Source organism: Natrinema gari JCM 14663 (assembly GCF_000337175.1).
Taxonomy (GTDB): domain Archaea; phylum Halobacteriota; class Halobacteria; order Halobacteriales; family Natrialbaceae; genus Natrinema; species Natrinema gari.
In genome coordinates, this window is record NZ_AOIJ01000052.1 from 34,252 (window position 1) to 52,049 (window position 17,798).

General features: G+C 66.9%; 18 protein-coding genes, 1 tRNA gene and 1 pseudogene. 10 read left to right on the forward strand and 10 right to left on the reverse strand.

What is annotated here, in order from left to right; all coding sequences use genetic code 11:
- Positions 1-485: 485 nt before the first annotated feature.
- The 4 genes from C486_RS22940 (at position 486) to C486_RS11320 (ending at position 3,463) form a co-directional block, all read left to right on the forward strand.
- Entirely contained in the window at positions 486-635 is a 150-nt protein-coding gene (locus tag C486_RS22940) for a DUF7563 family protein (protein ID WP_006184973.1), read from the forward strand.
- Positions 636-713: 78 nt separating this feature from the next.
- Entirely contained in the window at positions 714-962 is a 249-nt protein-coding gene (locus tag C486_RS11310; protein WP_008456202.1) for a GIY-YIG nuclease family protein, read from the forward strand.
- Between the two features lie 94 nt (positions 963-1,056).
- Entirely contained in the window at positions 1,057-1,992 is a 936-nt protein-coding gene (locus tag C486_RS11315; protein ID WP_008456203.1) for a hypothetical protein, read from the forward strand.
- Positions 1,993-2,068: 76 nt separating this feature from the next.
- The gene (locus C486_RS11320) at positions 2,069-3,463 is read left to right on the forward strand and encodes a phosphoglucomutase (RefSeq protein ID WP_008456205.1); all 1,395 of its coding nucleotides are present in this window, start codon (positions 2,069-2,071) and stop codon (positions 3,461-3,463) included.
- Between the two features lie 292 nt (positions 3,464-3,755).
- Here the strand turns inward: C486_RS11320 and cysE are convergent, their stop codons facing one another.
- The 3 genes from cysE to C486_RS11335 all read right to left on the reverse strand — a co-directional run bounded on the left by cysE (position 3,756) and on the right by C486_RS11335 (position 5,842).
- Positions 3,756-4,271, reverse strand: a complete 516-nt coding sequence (gene cysE, locus C486_RS11325; protein WP_008456207.1) for a serine O-acetyltransferase — start codon at positions 4,269-4,271, stop codon at positions 3,756-3,758.
- A 198-nt stretch (positions 4,272-4,469) separates the two neighbouring features.
- The gene (locus tag C486_RS11330; protein WP_008456208.1) at positions 4,470-5,138 is read right to left on the reverse strand and encodes a metallophosphoesterase family protein; all 669 of its coding nucleotides are present in this window, start codon (positions 5,136-5,138) and stop codon (positions 4,470-4,472) included.
- Positions 5,139-5,251: 113 nt separating this feature from the next.
- Positions 5,252-5,842, reverse strand: a complete 591-nt coding sequence (locus C486_RS11335; RefSeq protein WP_008456210.1) for an IMP cyclohydrolase — start codon at positions 5,840-5,842, stop codon at positions 5,252-5,254.
- 255 nt (positions 5,843-6,097) lie between these two features.
- Here C486_RS11335 and C486_RS11340 point away from each other — a divergent pair.
- Together C486_RS11340 and C486_RS11345 are read left to right on the forward strand one after the other, a co-directional pair.
- Positions 6,098-6,170, forward strand: a tRNA-Gln gene (locus C486_RS11340).
- Between the two features lie 130 nt (positions 6,171-6,300).
- Entirely contained in the window at positions 6,301-7,050 is a 750-nt protein-coding gene (locus C486_RS11345; protein ID WP_008456212.1) for a rhodanese-like domain-containing protein, read from the forward strand.
- A gap of 1 nt (position 7,051) precedes the next feature.
- Here the strand turns inward: C486_RS11345 and C486_RS11350 are convergent, their stop codons facing one another.
- The 4 genes and pseudogenes from C486_RS11350 to C486_RS11365 all read right to left on the reverse strand — a co-directional run bounded on the left by C486_RS11350 (position 7,052) and on the right by C486_RS11365 (position 11,889).
- Positions 7,052-8,422 (reverse strand): oxidoreductase, encoded by a 1,371-nt coding sequence (locus tag C486_RS11350; RefSeq protein WP_008456215.1) that lies wholly within the window; start codon positions 8,420-8,422, stop codon positions 7,052-7,054.
- Positions 8,423-8,518: 96 nt separating this feature from the next.
- A pseudogene (locus C486_RS11355) lies at positions 8,519-8,881 on the reverse strand (zinc-binding dehydrogenase); the annotation flags it as partial.
- A gap of 141 nt (positions 8,882-9,022) precedes the next feature.
- Positions 9,023-9,529, reverse strand: coding sequence for a KEOPS complex subunit Cgi121 (gene cgi121, locus C486_RS11360; RefSeq protein WP_008456218.1), 507 nt, complete (start codon positions 9,527-9,529; stop codon positions 9,023-9,025).
- A complete protein-coding gene (locus C486_RS11365; protein WP_008456219.1) occupies positions 9,529-11,889 on the reverse strand; it encodes an ATP-dependent DNA helicase in 2,361 nt (786 codons plus the stop codon). Before C486_RS11365 ends, cgi121 begins: the two co-directional genes overlap by 1 nt.
- Before the next feature lie 153 nt (positions 11,890-12,042).
- Here C486_RS11365 and C486_RS11370 point away from each other — a divergent pair, with 153 nt between their 5' ends.
- Positions 12,043-12,480 carry a universal stress protein gene (locus tag C486_RS11370; protein ID WP_008456220.1) on the forward strand — a complete coding sequence of 146 codons (438 nt, stop codon included), beginning with the start codon at positions 12,043-12,045 and terminating at the stop codon, positions 12,478-12,480.
- A gap of 26 nt (positions 12,481-12,506) precedes the next feature.
- Here C486_RS11370 and C486_RS11375 read toward each other — a convergent pair whose 3' ends face one another.
- Complete coding sequence (locus tag C486_RS11375) at positions 12,507-13,715, reverse strand: inorganic phosphate transporter (protein WP_008456222.1); 1,209 nt, start codon at positions 13,713-13,715, stop codon at positions 12,507-12,509.
- Positions 13,716-13,817: 102 nt separating this feature from the next.
- Positions 13,818-14,633, reverse strand: a complete 816-nt coding sequence (locus C486_RS11380; RefSeq protein WP_008456223.1) for a class I SAM-dependent methyltransferase — start codon at positions 14,631-14,633, stop codon at positions 13,818-13,820.
- Positions 14,634-14,747: 114 nt separating this feature from the next.
- Here C486_RS11380 and C486_RS11385 point away from each other — a divergent pair, with 114 nt between their 5' ends.
- On the forward strand, positions 14,748-14,993 hold the full coding sequence (locus C486_RS11385) for a ferredoxin (RefSeq protein ID WP_008456225.1): 246 nt from the start codon (positions 14,748-14,750) through the stop codon (positions 14,991-14,993).
- A gap of 132 nt (positions 14,994-15,125) precedes the next feature.
- Here C486_RS11385 and mdh read toward each other — a convergent pair whose 3' ends face one another.
- Entirely contained in the window at positions 15,126-16,040 is a 915-nt protein-coding gene (gene mdh / locus C486_RS11390) for a malate dehydrogenase (protein WP_008456227.1), read from the reverse strand.
- Between the two features lie 243 nt (positions 16,041-16,283).
- Between mdh and C486_RS11395 the strand changes: the two genes are divergently transcribed.
- The gene (locus tag C486_RS11395; protein WP_049888467.1) at positions 16,284-16,748 is read left to right on the forward strand and encodes a TIGR00725 family protein; all 465 of its coding nucleotides are present in this window, start codon (positions 16,284-16,286) and stop codon (positions 16,746-16,748) included.
- Between the two features lie 75 nt (positions 16,749-16,823).
- The gene (locus C486_RS11400; RefSeq protein WP_008456231.1) at positions 16,824-17,567 is read left to right on the forward strand and encodes an Sjogren's syndrome/scleroderma autoantigen 1 family protein; all 744 of its coding nucleotides are present in this window, start codon (positions 16,824-16,826) and stop codon (positions 17,565-17,567) included.
- Positions 17,568-17,798 lie beyond the last annotated feature (231 nt).

Below are 17,798 nucleotides of genomic sequence, written 5' to 3' on the forward strand. Positions count from 1 at the left end.
GGTTTTGGTTAGTCGTAGAAATACGGGGGTTGCAGCGGTTCATTCGCCCGTTTCGATCCCCGTCACCACCGGAAAGTATATGTTTGATGAGCGGCCGCCCGGAATTTCGCGGCTCTTCGAGCCCGGCATTCGGCTCGCGCGCGGGCCTCCAGGGCTCGTACGTGCGTTCAGCGATACCGAGTCACTGAGTCTCCATCTCGTCTCGGCCGACCGGGTCGACGGAGTCGAGTGTGTCGACCTCGAGACCGAGTACCCGCGAACCCCTCGAGACCGTCGCCGACGGTTCGCTGTCGCCGGCACGGGCTGAAGCCGAGCTCAGGGGAGTCGGCGCTGATCGTCCGATCGATCGATCTGGCATGTGATCGGGTGGCGTGCACCTTTTCGGAAAAATACTTTCTACAACGGAAAAGCCAAACAGTGTATGGAGAAGGCTATTTATTTGTTCGCCCACTAGTCGGTAGTACCGGCTCCGGCCGGTGTGACCAATGCCTAAGTGTGATCACTGCGGCGCGCACGTCTCCGAACGGTTTGCACGCGTTTTCGCCGACGAACACGGCGAAATCCATGCGTGTGTCAGTTGTTCGGCCAACGCCGGAATCGCTGAAGCTGCGAAAGAGCGCGCTCGCGGTACCTGACTTCGGAGTGACACGGATCAACAACCACGCGCCCCCACGACGAGACGCTTTTTACGTTCCCACACCTGGCCACGACCGATGGCCGATCACGTCGTCTACGTCCTCGAGTGTGCCGACGGCTCGCTGTACACCGGCTACACGACCGACCTCGAGCGACGCGTCGCCGAACACGACGCCGGCGAGGGAGCGAAATACACGCGCGGACGGACACCGGTCAAACTCCGTTATCGCGAGACGTTCGACTCGAAATCGGCCGCCATGTCACGCGAGTACGAGATCAAACAACTGAGTCGCACCGCGAAGGAACGATTGGTCGGCCTCGAGTGAGTCCCGCTCGACGCCCCACTCCGCTGCGTCGACCATTATCTCACACTCTCACTCCGAAAAATAGATACATAGTGGGTGTGATAGTATATTCGAGATGCAACTCGATGTCGTCGACGACCTGAAACAGCCCGAGTATACCGGTGCGAACCGGTGTGAGCCCTGTACCGTGTTGAATCTCGTCATCGCGGCGGTGGTCGGCTCGGTCATCGCGCGGAAGTCCCGTCTCGGCGGGGTACTCGCCGTGGGGGTGTCGATCGCGCTGATCTATCTCCGTGGGTATCTCGTCCCCGGGACGCCGACGCTGACCAAGCGGTACCTCCCGCCGGCAGTGCTGCGCTGGTTCGGCAAGGAACCCGATCCGGCGGTGGCCAGCGGCCTCGGCACCGTCGACTCGACCGATCGCCCGGCAGCCGGTCGCGAGACCACCTTCGACGAAGCCGATGCCGTCGCGTCGACCGACACCGACGCTGTCAGCGATGAGTCGACCGCCGACGCCGACGAACCCGCCGTCGCCGACCTCGAGACGTTCTTCCTCGACCACGATGTCCTCGAGCCCTGCGCGGATCGGGACGACCTCTGTCTCACCGACGAGTTCGAGACCGCCTGGTTCGACGAGATCGACCCGCTCACCGACTCCGGCGTCGATGTCGATGCGGCCGTCGACGCGTTCGGGTTCGACGCCGACCCCGACGAGTTCGAACTCGAGACGCGCGGTGAGAGTCGCGCCCTGCTGTCCAGTGCCGGCGGTGCCGGCCGCTGGCCCTCTCGAGCCGCCCTGATCGCGGACATCGCCGCGAGCCGGGCCCTCGAGACGTGGACCGACGACTGGGACGCCTTCGACCCCGAAACGAAAGGCGAGGTGCTCAACGGTCTCCGGATGTTCCTCGAGACGTGTCCGTCCGGCGGTGACGTCCGGATGGGCGAGGAGGTCGTCGAATCCTGCTGTACCTCCCACGAGGTCGTCGCCGTCACCTGCGAGGAGACCGGCGAACGGCTCTTCGAACAGCGTCTCACTGACGTCGACGCCTGACTCCGTTGGCGATCCGGCGCTCGCGGTTCCCGTCCGCCAGCGTCGCTTTTTTCGCGGCCGGCGATGACCACGGGGTATGGAGACGATCAGCTTCGGTACCGATGGCTGGCGGGCGACGCTCGAGGAGTTCACCGCTCCTCGCGTTCGAATGGTGGGGCAGGCGGTCGCGACGTACCTCACGGACACCGGACTCGAAGGACCGGTCGCGGTGGGGTACGACGCCCGCGAGAGTTCGCGTGGATTCGCCGAGGAACTGGCGCGAGTGCTGTGTGCGAACGGGTTCGACGTATTGCTTTCCGACCGTGATCGGCCGACGCCGCTGGTGGCCCATGCGATCGCCGACCGCGACCTCGCGGGCGGGCTAGTGATCACCGCCTCGCACAATCCGCCGGAGTACAACGGCGTGAAATTCATCCCCGCGGACGGTGCGCCGGCCCTGCCGGCCGTCACCGACGCCATCGCGGATCGCCTCGCCGATCCCGAGCCGCGTCCCGAGAGCGAACACGGAACGGTTCGTGACGTCGACTTCGCCACACCCCACGCCGACGCCGTCCTCGACCTCGCCGAGTCGATCACCGGCGGGACCGACCTGTCCGAACTCAGCGTCGCCTACGATGCCATGCACGGGAGCGGCCGCGACACGACCGATGCCGTGCTGGAGCGCGCGGGTGCTTCCATCGAGCGCTATCGCTGCGAACGGGACCCCGAGTTCGGCGGCGGCTCGCCCGAGCCGGCCGCCGAGAACCTCGACCGCCTGATCGCGACCGTCACCGACGATGACGGCGGCGTCGACCTCGGTATTGCCAACGATGGCGACGCCGACCGCATCGCGATCGTCACGCCGGAACGGGGATACCTCGACGAGAACCTGTTTTTCGCCGCGCTGTACGATTTCCTGCTCGAGGACGCGTCGGGCGCGGCCGTCCGGACCGTCTCCACGACGTATCTGATCGATCGGGTGGCCGAGGCCCACGGCGAGACCGTCCGCGAGGTCCCGGTCGGCTTCAAGTGGGTCGCCGAGGCGATGGCCGAGGGCGACGCGCTGGTCGGCGGCGAGGAATCGGGCGGCTTCACCGTTCAGGGCCACGTTCGGGAGAAGGACGGGGTCCTGATGGCCTTGCTGGCAGCGCTGATGCACGCCGAAGCGCCGCTTGACGACCGGGTCGACCGACTGCTCGCCGAACACGGCACCGTCGTCCAGGACAAGCGCAGCGTCGACTGCCCCGACGACGAGAAAGCGCGGGTCCTGGCGGCGCTCGAGGACGCGATTCCCGACACCGTCGCGGGGACCGAGATCGAGGATGTCAACACCGCAGACGGGTTCAAACTACTGCTGGCCGACGGCTCGTGGCTGCTGGTTCGCCCGAGCGGCACCGAGCCGGTACTGCGGGTCTACGCCGAAGCCGAGGACGAGGAGCGGGTGGAAGAGTTGCTCGAGGCGGGTCGGGAACTGGTCACACCGCTCGTCTAAGCATCGATCGGTGGCGTTTTAGGCCCGAAATCAGGGGTGACGCGGAGCGACGGCGGTGGGGTCCCGCGATCGCGGCAACACGAAGCGGCCACGCCCTCCCCAGCCGATTCGCTCGTTCCGTTCCGTCACTCGCTCATCCCTCGCGCAGTGTCATCGCCCGCCCTCGCTTTCGCTCGGCCGGGCGACAGTACGCGCCGTTCCGGACCGAACGATCAGTTGCAGTGATCCGTCTTGCACGTGTCTTTCGCCGCGGCCATCGAGCGCTGCCCGATGAGTTGGTCCGATTCCTCGGTCAATCGACTCGCTCGGCCGGAACCCCGACGACAGTCGCGCCGGGTTCGACGTCGCTCGTGACGACCGAGCCGGCACCGACGGCCGCGTCCGCGCCGATCGTGATGTCTCCCAGCAGCGTGGCGTTCGCCCCGAGCTGTGCCCCCGTCTCGACCGTCGGATGCCGCTTGACCGGTTCGTTCGTATCGCCGCCGAGCGTAACGCCGTGGTACATGTGGACATCGTCGCCGATCTCGGCCGTCTCGCCGATAACGACGCCCATCCCGTGGTCGATCGTCACCCGGCGGCCGATCTCGGCGGCCGGGTGGATCTCGATCCCGGTCAGCCAGCGGACGAGGTGGGAACACAGCCGTGCGAGCAGCCGGCAACCGCTCCCGTGAGACCAGCAGCGATGGGCGAGCCGATGCGCCCAGATCGCGTGTAACCCGGGGTAGCACAGCAGGACCTCGAGCCACCCTGTCGCGGCGGGGTCGCGCTCGTGCATCGCCCGGATATCCTCACGCATGCGTCCGAACATCGCTCTCCGTCGTGGTCCTCTCGGGAGCGGTTGCGGAGCGACGCCGGTTTCGCGTCGACGGTCGACGCGCCGAGCGACAACACCGACCCACGGCGTGCCGAGGATAGTTTCGGGCGGTACACGCGGTAGGACCGGTGGATAACATGCCCGAACGTAGCAGCGGGGTGAGTGTAAAAAGATTCGTTTCCGAAATCGCCGTCACTGCCCGCGGGAGAGTCGTGTTCCGATTCGCTTCGGGAGACTCGCGTCCTCGACCGCCGCCTGAACGGCGTCGATATCGTATTCGACGCGGTGGGTGTCGACCGTCATCGCGTCGAGATCGAGGACCGCATAGCCCGCCCGCGGGTCCCCGTCTCGCGGTTGCCCGACGCTCCCGGGATTGACGACGATCCCCGCCGCGAACTGCCGCGTGCCCTGCGTGTGGGTGTGGCCGAGCACCAACACGTCCTCGTCGCCCAGCAGTCGCGGCGAGAACTCATCGGGGTACGTGTATCGGGTGTACCGGTCGGGATCGTCGGGATGTCCGTGGACGAGCTTGACGCGGCCGTCGCACTCGTGGCGCTCCGTCGGGAGGCCGGCGAGCCACTCGCGTTGCGCTTCGGACAGCCGTCGGTCGGCGTGATCGATGCCCGCCTTGGCCATTCCGTTGAACCGGACAGGTGTCTCCCCGACGACGGCGGCGTCGTGGTTTCCCATCACCGTCGGCACGTCCCGCTCGCGCAACTCGTCGACACAGTCGCCGGGCCACGGGTTGTAGCCGACGACATCGCCCGCACAGTACAGTTCGTCGACCCGTGGCATGTCCGCGAGGACGGCCTCGAGCGCGACCCGGTTGCCGTGAATGTCCGAAACGAGTCCAACCTTCATGCACGACAGTAACAGTCGCGAGGGGTTTGTAGGTTGCCCGAACCGACAGTACCCGCGTGCGGTCCGCGAACCTCGCTCTGACGACTGGGACGCCGCGGTCTCGGTCGTCGTTCTCAGTCGCCGTTCTCGATCGCCGTCTCGAACCCGTCGTCGGTCCGGGCGACGCCGGCCGCACAGACCGCGTGTTCGAACTCGTGGTCGTAGACCTCGCTGGCGGCTTCGGTGGCGCTTTCGGCCTCGAGATCGAACGGTTCGGGCGCGTCCGTCTCGTAGGTCGCCACCAGCGTCGGCTCGTCGACGGTCTCGACCAGCAGGGCGTCCTTGCGAACGGTGCCGATCAGGGCCTCGCCGCCGTCGCCGATCGTCGCCGCGATCCGGGGCGTGTCGTAGTCGTCTTTCTCGTAATCCAGCGCCAGCAGGCTCTCGGCCAGCGCGTCGCGTGCGGGGTAGCCCAACTCGAGTTTCTCCGCGATCGGATCGACGTGCGAGCCGTTGCCGAAAGCGGCCGTCTCTCCGGTCGGCGTCTCGACGACCCGCAGGCAGTTGTAGGAGACGTAGGGGTTGTCCGTTTCCGGGGCATCCTCGGTGGGTCCCACGGTGAGCGCCTCGTCTCGAGCGGTGAGTTCCCGGTTCGGGAACGATCGTGAGGAGACGCGGTACGCTCCGACTTCCGGGCCGACGACGACGAATCGTCCGACGTACATACTCGGGGGTGCGCGGGTAAGGGGAAAAGGGATATCGGTTCGCGCTCGAGCGCCACGTCCTGGGACGAACTGTCCGTCGATCGACAGCGGCATTCGAAACGCCCACTGTGATTCAGTTCTCCCCTACGTGGGGCGTCTCCGGGATCTGATACTGGAACTTGGTTCCGGTTGCGAATCGCGACCGAGTTCGTAACACTCTAATACGGAACCCAACTATGGTGTAGTACGTCGGAAGCGATACCGACGGACCGTGTCAGTCCATTGGGGTAGTGGCCAATCCTGAAGCCTTCTGGGGGCTTCGACCCTGGTTCGAATCCAGGATGGACTACTTCTACGTCGTTTCGACTCGAGCACTTCACCGGCCCCGTCCCCCGGTTTCCAGTTGAAACGAAGGGGTTAGGCGAGCGGTGTCGCCGTTACCAGAACCCATATTTGGGTGACTCGCATACAGTCAGCCTATGAACCGACGGCAGTTTCTCGCAGCGGGATCGACGGCGTCCGTGACGGCCGTCGTGGGTTGCCTCGGCGGCGACGGCGGTACCGAGAGTGATGGGTACGCCCCCACCTCGGAGTCGGACCCCGAAGAGCGATCGATCGACACCAGTTCGTATGACACACAGACGTTCGATGGTGTCGAGGTGCCGCTGGCACCCATCGATGACGTCTACTACTGGTATCAACGGCAAGAGGCCAGAGTCGCCGATGCCCGCGGCGCTGATCAGTACGAAAAGGCCCACATCGCCGGTGCGGCGCTGAGTACTGCCCCGCCGTACACTCCGAACGATGATCCGGTTGCGGACTGGTCCAAAGACCAACGGATCGTGACCTACTGTGGCTGTCCACACCACCTCTCTGGATTGCGCGCCGGGAAACTGATCGACAACGGCTACGAGAACGTCTACGCGCTCGACGAGGGATTCAACGCCTGGGTAGATCGCGGCTATCCGCTCGAGGGCGCGAAAGTCTCGGAGAAGCGGACGACATACGAAATTCGTGGACAGGCCGACGCCACGGACGCCGGCGAGATGGTCATGCTCACGCAACTCGATGCGGACCGCGCCGAAGCGGCACCGATTGCCGACGACGGTTCGTACACGCTGCAGCTCCACTATGCGGGCTCGACTGACTCTCGGTTCAGAGTTACGGCACCCGATTACACGGTCGAGGGATCGCTCGAGGAACTGACGAGCAACACTCTCACGGCCTGATTCACTCGCTCTCGGGCTGCCCGTACGCGCCCTCCCGTTCGAGTACCCCCCGCTTTCGGAGCACGTCCGGCGTCCGACAGACCCCCGGCGCACCCGTCACCTGCGGCACCGTACAGTTGTTGCAACTCTCACAGAGCACGCGCGGGGGTTCGGCTCCGGACTCTGTCTCGAGCAGCCGCGCGCCCAGCCGCGGCTCGGCGTAGAAGGGCCGGGCCATGCCGACCATGTCGCAGGCGGGGTCCTCGCGACTGTCACCGCCGCCGGACCCGCCGCTTGAGCCGAGCAGCCGATCCATCTCTCTTCGCCTTCGAATCCCACCTTCCGCGAGGACGGGGATGGACACCTGTTCGCGCACGCGCCGACAGAAGGCCTCGTTCCACGCGGGTTCGAAGTCGTACTGCAGCGACTGGATCCGATTCGCCAGAGCGACGAGCCGTCGTCGCGTCGCGCCGCCAAAGGCCGCGTCGTACTGCTCGTGCAGGGCTTCGGTGTCCCACGCCCGCTCGGGGTACTCCCCGCGGACGATACTCATGTCCCAGACGACCGAAGTCCGGACCGGCACCACCGCGTCGTAGCCGATCCGCTCGAGTCGACGAGCGATTTCGACACCGTCCGCGAGCGAGAGCTTGCGGCGGACGACCGGTGCGGGCGGGGCGGGCGTTTCGGCCGGCACCTTGGTTAGCAGTGGCACGTCGCCGGCCCGCTCGCGGATCTCGTCGTGAACCAGTGCGAGGAACTCGAGTCGCGCTTCCGGACTCCCACCGAACTCGTCGGTCCGCCGGTTATAGAACGGCGACAGGAACTGCTGGATGATCCCCATGTTCGCGCCGGCGAGGTGAATGCCGTCGTAACCGGCCTCGATGGCGCGGGCCGCAGCGCGGCCGAAATCCGCCGCGAGTTCGTACACCTCGGCGGTCGTCAGCACGTGGGGGTCGTACTCGAGAAACCCGAGCCGATCGAGGGCGCGCAATTGCCACGGCGGCTCCGAGACGGCGAGTTGCTCGAGGGCCGGATTCTCGCGTCGGTACTCGGCGTGCCAGGTCTCCATGCTCCGAAGGCCGCCGTGCTCGAGTTGCACGACGATCCGGCTCCCGTGGTCGTGAACCCGGTCGGTCAGCCGCGAGAGCTGGGCGACGAAGTCGGGGTCGTGGACCCTGGTCATCCCCGGTGCGGCGCAGCCGCCCTCGCCGCGGACGATCGTCGCACCCTGACAGATGAGGCCAACGCCCGACTCGGCTGCGGGCTCGAGGTCGCCGATCAGCGCGTCGACCGCGTCGGGGCCGTTGCCCGCACACTCGAGCAGCGGCGCGCGGTAGAGCCGGTTCGGGACCGTCAGGCCGCCGATCTCGATGGGGGCCTCGAGGGTGGCCATGCAGGGCGTATCAGGTGGGCGCACAAGAGCGTAGCGCCGACTCGCGTGTTGCGACTCACACCTTGCGCGATATCGAGTCGCACCGTCACGGCCGCGTCAGGGCGGCTGGATCACCGCGCGGCCCTCGATTTCGTTGTGCTCGAGCCGTTCCGCGACCGTGTTGATCTCGCCGCGGTCGTGGCGTTCGGTGCGCAGTTCGACATCGCCCCGCTCGACGAGCGCGACGAGCGCCTGTAACTCGGCGTACTTGCCGACGAGCGTGCCGCGGAACGAGAACTCGCCGTTGACCAGCGCCTGACTGGGTTCGTGAACGTGCCCGCCGTAGCCGACGATGTGGTGACTGCCCCCGGCGGCGACGATGTCGGGTGCGAGCGCGGTCGTCTCGTCGCGGCCGACGAAGTCGACGACCTGCTTGGCCCCCTCGTCGTCGGTCAGGTCCGCAATCACGTCGGCGAGGTCTATATGTCGAGCCAGGGTGGCTCTGCGACGGCCTTCGGGAGGCCAGAGAACGTCGTCTCGAGGGGGCGGCCAACGACTGACCGCGGGCCACCGTATTTGCTAGCCAGCGCGTCCCTCGCGGGTGGTCTCGACACCGCGGGACTACTTTTCGACTTCGAGTAGTGCAACCCGTTCGTGAACCAGCGCCGACAGCGGCGCGTCCGTGGCCGCCCGCTCGGCATCGGTGATGTCGAAGAAGTCACACAGCGTCTCGGGGGCTTGCGTCTCGAGCGTCGAGTCCTCCCCGACGACCGCGTCCAGCGCCGTCAGTTCCTCGAGCGCGGCCGACTCGTTCCCGTCGTGAGCACCGTCGACGAGCACGACTGCTCGGTGCTCGCCCTCGCCGACGCCCATCTCGAGGGCGCGGTCGATCTGTCGCCGGCCGGCGGCGTACAGGAGGATCTCGACGGCACGATCCCGAGCGACGTTCTCGCCCCGTTCGATGGCCCGGTCGGCGAACTCGACGGCCCGCGCGATGTGGCGACGGTCGGCGACGTACCGCGAATCGAACGCCTGAACCGTCACGCCGTGGCGGGTCCCGATCTCACCGAGGGTGGCCACGAACGCGTCTATATCGTCGATCTCGAGTCGGCCTTCGAGTAGCTCCATCAGAAATCACCCAGGCTCGCTTGACTATTATCCGTGTCCGTCGTTTCGGTCGCGCCCGCTGCTGTGCGGTCTCCGCTCGCGTTTGCCGCCGCGTTCCCGTCCCCGTCGCTTGCCCCGTCCGATCTCGGCTCGACGCCATCCATCGAGGGGTCCTCGCGGCCCGCGTTCTCGAGGATGTTCTCGGCCGTCTTCTGCCCCTTGAGAGCCGCGAGGATGACGCCCTTGTCCGCAGTCCGTAAGTCGGCGGGCTCCTCGATCCCCGCGTCGTAGAGCCGGCGAGCGCGCTTGCGGCCCACCCCGCCGACCCCGACGAGTTCGAGGAGTTCCTCACCCACGCCGTGTTCGACGCGGGCGCGGGCCTCCCGGACGGCGACGGTCCACTCGCTGTCGATCTCCGCAGCCAGGGACTCAGCCGCCCCGAGCAGCCACTCGGCGGTGTCGACCTTTCCGCGGAGGTCGCCGGGTCCGATCTCGTAGCGGTCGGTCAACTGCTCCTCGTCGGTCTCGGTCGCCCAATCCTCGAGTAGTTTGCCCGTCTTGAGCGCCGAGAGCCAGTCCTCGAAGCGCTCCTCCTCGAACTCGCTGGGGGCATCGCCCAGCAGTTCGGCCTCGCGCTCGTAGAAGAGTTCGCCGAACTGCTCGTCCTCGCCCGAGCGCAGGTAGAGTTCGTACATGTCCGGGGTCCGCGAGACGAGCTGGTAGAGCCCCAGCGCGGTCGGGCGCTCGTCGGCGTCTGCGATCCCATGGACGATTTCGGCGGCGCTCATCGGATCCAGGTAGAGCCGCGAGACGGTGTGACCGAGGCTCGTCGCCTCGAGTTCCTCGTCGCGGCCCCCGTCGTCGGCGAGGTCGGCGGCCGAGGTGAACGCGCCGTCTGCGCCATCGTCCGCTTCAGCACTGTCACGCTCTATGAAGTCGTTCGACTCGAGGTACTGGAGGACCGTGTCGGTCACCGTTTCGAGCCGACCCGGCTCGCTCGACTGGCTGGCGTAGAGCGTGGCTTCGAGGAACTCGAGCAACCCCTCGCGCGTCCGGGCGAAGCCGGAGGCGATGGTCGCGAGGACGTGGGTTCGCAGGGCGGGCTCGGCCGCCAGTTTCGAGCGCACCGGCTCGGGCTCGGCCCAGATATAGCGGTCGAACAGCTCCTCGCTTTCGTCGTGGCTCGTGGCGAGCAACACGGCCTCGCCGTAGGGGTCGAGACCGGGTCGGCCGGCCCGCCCCATCATCTGGTGGACTTCGAGGACGTCCAGCGGAGCCATGCCGCCGGCGCTGGGATCGAAGCGCCGCCAGTCGCGGACGATCACGCGGCGGGCAGGCGTGTTCACCCCCGCGGCGAGTGTCGGCGTCGCCGAAATCACTTTCAGGAGTCGGTCTCGGAAGGCGTCCTCGACGATCGACCGCTGCGTGCTCGAGAGGCCGGCGTGGTGAAATGCGGCACCGTGTTCGACGGCCGCAGCGAGGTCCGTACTCGTCTCGGTGTCGCTGTCGTCCCGGATCTCGTCGGCCAGTTCGGCCAGTTCGGTCCGTTCTTCGGGAGTCAGTTCGTTCGTCGAGACGTCGCCCAGCCGCCTCGCGGCGGCCTCGGCGTTCCGCCGGGAGTTGACGAACACGAGCGAGGAGCCGTCCTCCCGTAAAATGTCGCGGACGAGCGCGGCCTCCTGCTTCTCGCTGCCCTGGACCGGGACCTCTCGGGTCGAGCCATCGTCGAAGTTCAGAGCGTTGCCGTAGTGGACGCCCATCTGCAACTCGATCGGCCGCCAGTCAGTGTCCACGAGCGCGGCGTCGAGCCAGTCGGCGATTTCGTCCGCGTTGCCGACGGTCGCCGAGAGCGCGACCAGCTGCATGCGTGGATTGAGCTTCCGAAGTTTCGCGAGGGTTACCTCGAGCGTCGGCCCCCGGTTCCGGTCGTCGATGAGGTGTACCTCGTCCGAGACGACGCAGGTCAACTCCGAGAGCCAGTCGGCCCCGTTGCGGACGAGCGAGTCGACCTTCTCGCTGGTGGCGACGACGATGTCCTTCGTCGCGAGCCAGTCGCTGGTGCTCTCGTAGTTGCCCGTCGTCACGCCGACCGTGACGCCGAAGCGCTCGTAGGCCTCGAACTCGGCTTTCTTCTCGCTGGCGAGTGCCCGCAGGGGAACGATGTACAGTGCCGTCCCGCCGCGCTCGATCGCCGATAGCATCGATAGGGCGGCGATCATCGTCTTCCCGCTGGCGGTGGGGACCGCGGCGACGAGGTTCTCACCCTCGGTCGCACCGGCCTCGACCGCCGCTGCCTGTGGCGGGTAGAGCTCCTCGATGCCCTCGCTCCGGAAGTGGTCGACGGCACCGGCCGGGAGCCCCGACAGCTCCTCGATATTCATTATCCACCCTTGGCGCGTCCCGCGGTTTAAAGTATCGTCTTTTGCCGCCTCGATTCACGGCGAGCACGGGCTGTTCGCGTGCGGTCGAATCGCCGGTGGGGTTTCCGGTTCGACGCCGATAGACCGATCCGACCGGCCGTCGAACAGGCCCGTATGGTAGACTCCGCTCCCGACCGCGTCCTCGTCCCCACGCTCGGCCGCCCGCGGGAAGACGAGGCCCTTGCCTACGCCCTCGAGACCTTCCCCGCCGCCGATATCGTACTGCTTGCCGTCATAATGCCGCTGGACGCGCCGCTCAGCGAGGGCGGGATCCTCGAGCGAAGCGAGGACCGGCAGGCGCAGGCGCAGGCCAGCGCAACCGACTTGCTCGAGTCGGTCGCCGATGGGGCCTCGGACCGGGTCCGGATCGAGACGATTGAGGGACGACCCGGAACCGTCGTCCCGCAGTACGCCGCTGAGGAGGGGATCGATCACGTCGTCATGTACGGCTCCAGGACGGGCTCGACGGGATTCCTCAGGCGGTTTCTCGGTCGCGACATCGCCGCCACGGTGGTCGACCGCACCGCACAGCCGGTGACGGTGCTCGACTGACGGGTCCGAGTCCGACCGATCCGAGGCTAGCCGCCGATACCCGACGCGAACAGCCGATACAGGCCGTAACTGACGACGACTGAACTCGAGAGTGTCACCAGCCAGAAGGTGATCGTGATGCCGATCTTGCGCCGGGAGACGCCCGCCGAGCCGCCGGCCAGCCCGCCGCCGATGACCCCCGATAGGATGATGTTGTTCAGCGAGATGGGAATCCCGAGTGCGATCGCCAACTGTGCGATAATAAATCCCGGCACCAGCGCCGCGATCGAGCGGCGAACGCCGAGTTGGGCGTACTCCCGGGACGTCGCCTGCAGCAACCGCGGCGCGCCCATCCAAGCACCGACGAGGATTCCGATCGCCCCGATCGCGAGCAGGAGGATGCCCGGCAGGCCGAGTTCGACGCGAAAGAGGTTCTCGAGCGGGCCGGTCGCGAGGCCGACCTGTGAACCACCCGAGGAGAAGGCGACGATGCCGCCGAGGACGAGCAGGAACGAGCGGATACCGTCCTCGACGGAGACGCGGACGCGCTCGCGGCTCCAGTAGAACGCGAGGACGCCGACCCCGACGGTCACGAGGACGGTTCCGAGATCGATGTCGGCGGCGAGCACCGGCCCGCCGCCGAACTGCCGGGAGAGGAAGCCGGCCAGGGTGCCCTGCTCGGCGGCCGGATCGGGGATCACGCCGAGACGGACGTTGGCGACGATCGCGCCGACGATGCCGGCCAGCAGCGGGACGCCGACCGTCTCGGGAACGTCGTCCCGCCGTAGAATCGTCGCCGTCGTGTACGCCAGTCCGCCGGACATGATCGGCACCAGCAGCCAGAAGATGCCGAGCCGGCGGTAGGTGGCCATCGCGGGATCGCCGCCCAGCGAGAGGCCGACGCCGATCATCGCGCCCGTCGTCGCGAACGCCGCGGGGATCGGATACCGCGTGTAGATCCCGATCGCCATGAATCCCGCCGCGGTCAGCAGCCCCGCGGTGGCCGCAAGCGGCGTGATCGTCACTCCATCGATCAGATCCGCGCCGACGGTCTCGGAGATGCTGCCGCCCTGCATGAGCGCGCCCGCAGCCGCGAGCAGCCCGATGACGAACGCCGCCCGCATCGTCGAGATCGCGTTCGCGCCGATCGCGGGCGCGAAGGGCGGCGAGTTACTGTTCGCTCCGAGGACCCACGCCATGAACAGACAGGTGACGATAGCGGCCCCGATGAGAACGACAAAGGACACTGCGACCATTTCGTCTTCCTGAATCGTTTGGGGACTAACTAGAAAAGCGTTCCCTCGAGTGCCACCCGAGAGCGGACAGCCCAGCCGCGCCTCCGTTCCAGCACTCGGCCGTTACTCCCGTTTCAGCATCATTTTATAATGTGCCGTGCCGTCGCTCCGAGTGACGTGACACGGCTCCCACGGCGTTCCGGCCGTCGCCTCGCGAAGGCGAGCAGGGGAACACAACAGGAACTGTAGCGTCCGCCCGACGTCGCGGCGTTGCTTTCCGTCTTCCGTCTCGCGTTCGAACTCGAGGTGGAAACACCGGTGTGCGATTCCCTCACGCGGGTCGGGACGGTAGCCGAAGAACTCCTCGTCCAGTCGCGTCGGGTCGTAGTTGTCCACGACAGCCACCCCTGCGTCGTCCGTAACGCGAGCGAATCCGGTGAGTACCTCGCGGATGCCGGCCAGTGAGCGGCCAAGCCCGATCTGGGTCCCGACGGTATGGACGGCCCCGAACGTACTCGGTTCGATCGGCAAGTCGAACATGTCGCCGACGAGGACATCCTCGAGGCCGCGCTCCGTGGCGTTGCCGTTCTTCCTCAAGATCTCGCGGCTCTCGCACCGCTCGCGGGCCGTTCGCACGGCGTTCGGACTCGCGTCGACGCCGACTGCGTCGACGCCGCGCTCGGCCCACCACAACAGGTGCTTCCCCGCGCCACAGCCCACGTCGAGGACCGGTTCGTGATCGGCCAGTCGCTCGAGGAACTCGATCGTTGCCGGCTCCCACGACTCCGGGCTCGAGAAGTAGAACTCGGCGACGTTCCCGTCTTGTACGTCCGTTCCGTCGCGATAGACGAGCCGTCCCGGCTCGTCGTGGTAGTGTGCGAGCATCGCCCGTCCCAGCGGATCCGCCGCGTCGGTCCGTTCGGATCGATCCGGTGGCATGTTCGGAACGACGACCTGCCGAGTAATAACGATACAGTGACATGTGGTTTCTGGTAACGAGTGGCGCTACTGGGGACCGCTATCGATTTACGCCGATCGACCCAACGCCCTCGTATGAAGGTCGAATTCGACGAGGATGTCTGTATCGGGATGTTTCAATGCGTCGCCGAGTGGGACGCCTTCGAGGAGGACAAATCGAAGGGGAAGGCGATCCTCGCGGACAGCGAGGACGTCGAGGACGGGCTCTTCGTCCGCGAGGTCCCGGACGACGCGGAACTGGACGCGAAGTTCGCCGCCCGCTCCTGTCCGGTCGATGCGATCACGATTTACGACGACGACGGCGAGCAGGTGATCCCCTAGGGACGACTCGAGGGCCGTTCGCACGACCACGTCGGCGTCGGGGACGGTGGCGAACTCGTTCGATCCGTCGAGACATACCGCTGGTGGCGGGCGTGAAACGAGACGAAAACCGGACTGCAAGCGGGGACCGCGTTAGCTGATCTTGTCGTACTGTTCCGAGAGCTTCTCGGCGGCCTCGCCGAGCTGGTTGCGCTCGTACTCGGTCAAGTCCCACTCGACGATCTCCTCGACGCCGTCGGAGCCCAGTTTAACGGGGACGCCGAAGGCGGTGTCCTCGTGACCGAACTCGCCCTCGAGTTTCACGCTTCCGGGGAGCACTTCGCCGGTGTCACGCAGGATCGCCTCGACCATGTGGCCGACGCCGGTCGCCGGCCCCCACTGGGTCGCGCCTTTCTTTTCGATGACGTTCATCGCCGAGGTCTGGAGTTCCTCAAGGAGCGCTTCTTTTTCGTCCTCGTCGAACTCGGGGTCCTGCCCGTTGACCCGCACTTTGGAGAAGACGGGGACCTGGGCGTCGCCGTGCTCGCCGAGGATGGTCGCGTCGACGTTCTGGACGGGCGCGTCGAAGCGCTGGGAGATGACGTAGCGGAACCGGGCGGAGTCGAGCCGGCCGCCGAAGCCGATCACCTTCTCGCGGGCGCGTTCGCCCGTCTCGTAGAGGTGGCGGTTCAGCAGGTCGACCGGGTTCGACGTGGTGACGGTGATGAAGTCGTCGTTGTGTTCGGCGATCGAGGAGCCGATGTCTTCCATGATCGGAGCGTTGTCGCCCGCCAGATCGATCCGCGTCTGTCCCGGCTGACGCGGGATGCCCGCCGTGATGACGACGACATCCGATCCCGCGGTGTCCTCGTAGCCACCCTGTCGGATCGTCGTGTTCGAGTCGTAGGCCACGCCGTGGTTGGCGTCAGCGGCCTGTCCGATCGTGTCGTCTTCCTTGTCCGGAATGTCAACGAACACGAGCTCGTCCGCAATGTCCCGCAGCGCGATGTTGTAGCCCGCAGCGGCCCCGACGGTCCCGGCCGCGCCGACCACGCTCACTTTCGTCATACCACGTAATGATTCCCCATCGCACACGTTAAATCCGTCGAAACCTCTGACTTCGAACCGATTCGGCGATAAATGTTTCGACGACTGTCGTATTCCGTTCCGCGCTCCGCGGACCGCGGTGGTGTCCGCTCGCTCGAGCGGCCGATTCCCCCTGTTCCCCTGCGATCCGTCGCTCACCTCTACTCGAGTCGTCCGCGACGCGAGACCGAACCGATCATGATCGCCGCCCACGGCGTCTCGCGTATGCGCGCCAGCGTCATCGGCGGCGGGACGGTCACGGACGAACAGGCAGCCCGCGCGGAAGCGGTCGGACGCGAACTCGCGGCTCGCGGTCACGTCGTCGTCTGCGGCGGTCGTGACGGGACGATGGCGGCGGTCTGTCGCGGCGCGACGTCCGAGGACGGAACCACGATCGGCATCCTCCCCGGCGAGCGCCGCGGGGCCGCCAACGACGATGTCGACATCCCCATCGCGACCGGGCTCGGCCACGCCCGGAACGCGCTCGTCCCGCTGAACGGCGACGTGGTCATCGCGCTGGCCGGCGGCGTCGGTACGCTCTCGGAAATCGGCTTCGCCGGAATCTACGACCGTCCCGTCGTTGGCCTCGGAACCCATGACCTCTCCGCCCTCGAGATCGATATCGAAACCGCCGACACCCCCACTGCGGCCGTCGATGCCGCCGAGGCCGCGCTCGAGCGACCACGGTGAGTCGGGCGCGGGTCCGTCGATGGGGCCGTTCGCCCCTTCGCAGCTTTTTCGACGGTCCGCCGCCTCTAGACGAATATGAGCGACTTCGACAAGGAAGCCGAGCGCGAGAAGCTTCGAGAGAAGTACGAGCAGGACAAAGAAGAACGCAAGGCGACCCAGCGAATGAGCGACCTGCTTCTCAAGGGCGCGACGATGACCAACGCCCACTGTGGGACCTGCGGCGACCCCCTCTTCCAGGATGACGGGACGACCTTCTGTCCCAGCTGTCACGGGACCCCCGACGCCGTTCAGGGGACCGACCTTGAGGCCCAGTCGGCCGCGGAGGGCGCGGGCGACGGGACTGCTGCCGGTGGGTCCGCTGATCGACCTGACGCTGACGCGGCCGCACCGGAGACCGACGACGCCGCGACGACATCGGCCGACGCGGCCTCCGAGTCCGGCCAGCCGACGGCGACCGACCCGCGCGACGCCGACCGCGGACGGGAGACGAGTGCGCCGACCTCGGACCGGCAACCGCAGCCGTCGTCGCCGGCTCGAGACGACAGTCCCACCCAGTCCCGTCCCGACGCCGCGTCGGCCGCCCGCTCCGCGTCGACTCCCCGCCCCGACGACCGTCGGTCCGACTCCGATCGCAACCGACCGCTCCCCGCAACCGGTCCGTCCTCGGCCGACGGCGATCTCGATGCCGCCCGCGATGCGCTCGTCCGGTCGCTCGAGAAGTTCGCCGAAGCGGCCGCCGCCACGGACGATCCCCGCTACGCGGCGGACTGTCTCGAGGCGGCTCGCGAAGCCGGCGAGACGTTGGCAACGCTGCGCTGACCGTCCTCGAGACGGCGGCAACGCCGACCGTCGCCGGCGTCGACCGGACGGAACGCTACACTCGACCGACGTTCGCACGGTTTGCTCGCCGTCGAGTGACGACATCACACGTCGCCCAACGGTGGATCCACCGGTTCCTCGCGGTCCCGTGTTCCGCCGGGCTCGGTCGCGTTGGGCACCAGTAGATTTAAATTAAGTAGAATGTTACCACCCAATAGGAATACGTGGCGC

Coding starts and splice junctions, on each gene's coding strand:
- C486_RS11310 (WP_008456202.1), top strand. CDS start 714: ATGGCCGATCACGTCGTCTACGTCCTCGAGTGTGCCGACGGCTCGCTG.
- C486_RS11345 (WP_008456212.1), top strand. CDS start 6,301: ATGAACCGACGGCAGTTTCTCGCAGCGGGATCGACGGCGTCCGTGACG.
- C486_RS11320 (WP_008456205.1), top strand. CDS start 2,069: ATGGAGACGATCAGCTTCGGTACCGATGGCTGGCGGGCGACGCTCGAG.
- mdh (WP_008456227.1), bottom strand. CDS start 16,040: ATGACGAAAGTGAGCGTGGTCGGCGCGGCCGGGACCGTCGGGGCCGCT.
- C486_RS11385 (WP_008456225.1), top strand. CDS start 14,748: ATGAAGGTCGAATTCGACGAGGATGTCTGTATCGGGATGTTTCAATGC.
- C486_RS22940 (WP_006184973.1), top strand. CDS start 486: ATGCCTAAGTGTGATCACTGCGGCGCGCACGTCTCCGAACGGTTTGCA.
- C486_RS11380 (WP_008456223.1), bottom strand. CDS start 14,633: ATGCCACCGGATCGATCCGAACGGACCGACGCGGCGGATCCGCTGGGA.
- C486_RS11350 (WP_008456215.1), bottom strand. CDS start 8,422: ATGGCCACCCTCGAGGCCCCCATCGAGATCGGCGGCCTGACGGTCCCG.
- C486_RS11400 (WP_008456231.1), top strand. CDS start 16,824: ATGAGCGACTTCGACAAGGAAGCCGAGCGCGAGAAGCTTCGAGAGAAG.
- C486_RS11375 (WP_008456222.1), bottom strand. CDS start 13,715: ATGGTCGCAGTGTCCTTTGTCGTTCTCATCGGGGCCGCTATCGTCACC.
- C486_RS11365 (WP_008456219.1), bottom strand. CDS start 11,889: ATGAATATCGAGGAGCTGTCGGGGCTCCCGGCCGGTGCCGTCGACCAC.
- C486_RS11315 (WP_008456203.1), top strand. CDS start 1,057: ATGCAACTCGATGTCGTCGACGACCTGAAACAGCCCGAGTATACCGGT.
- cgi121 (WP_008456218.1), bottom strand. CDS start 9,529: ATGGAGCTACTCGAAGGCCGACTCGAGATCGACGATATAGACGCGTTC.
- C486_RS11335 (WP_008456210.1), bottom strand. CDS start 5,842: ATGTACGTCGGACGATTCGTCGTCGTCGGCCCGGAAGTCGGAGCGTAC.
- C486_RS11330 (WP_008456208.1), bottom strand. CDS start 5,138: ATGAAGGTTGGACTCGTTTCGGACATTCACGGCAACCGGGTCGCGCTC.
- cysE (WP_008456207.1), bottom strand. CDS start 4,271: ATGTTCGGACGCATGCGTGAGGATATCCGGGCGATGCACGAGCGCGAC.
- C486_RS11395 (WP_049888467.1), top strand. CDS start 16,284: ATGCGCGCCAGCGTCATCGGCGGCGGGACGGTCACGGACGAACAGGCA.
- C486_RS11370 (WP_008456220.1), top strand. CDS start 12,043: ATGGTAGACTCCGCTCCCGACCGCGTCCTCGTCCCCACGCTCGGCCGC.